General features: G+C 65.0%; 1 protein-coding gene. It reads right to left on the bottom strand.

The features are described from left to right. Positions 1-415 (bottom strand): aldehyde dehydrogenase family protein (locus N825_RS35740; RefSeq protein ID WP_037462467.1); only part of this gene is annotated, 415 nt, incomplete at its 3' end. Positions 416-488: the final 73 nt, after the last annotated feature.

Genomic DNA, 488 nt, shown 5'->3' with positions numbered 1-488 from the left:
CCAGCGGTTGAAACTCGCTCCAGCTGTCGATGCCCGGGCCCGCCTCTTTGCTGTGTTCGCCTTTCAGTAGTTCCGGCACATAGCCGGCGTATTCGATATTCTCGATGCCGCGCTGCAGTTCGCCCAGGGCGTCGCTGAGCACTTTGCCGTGCTCGGCGGTGATCAATTGGCAGACGGCGTCGGCATGCTGCTCCAGCAGATCCTTGAGCTTCATCATGATGCGCGCGCGTTTCAGCGGCGGGGTATCGCGCCAGGCGGGATAGGCCTGTTCGGCGGCGGCGATGGCGCGCTCCACCGTGGCGCGGTCGGCCAGCTGCACCTCCTGCGCCGATTGGCCGGTGGCCGGGTCGTAAACCGGCTGGCTGCGTTCGCCCCCGGCGGCGGGCTCGCCGTTGATCCAATGGGTAATGGTCATGATTCTCTCCTTATTCGGTGGCGTTGAGGGCATCGCCGACGGCGTTGATCAGCGCATCGATCTGCGCTTCGCT

The organism is Skermanella stibiiresistens SB22 (genome assembly GCF_000576635.1).
GTDB classification, from domain to species: Bacteria; Pseudomonadota; Alphaproteobacteria; order Azospirillales; family Azospirillaceae; genus Skermanella; species Skermanella stibiiresistens.
This window is presented reverse-complemented; position numbering and strand designations above follow the sequence as displayed.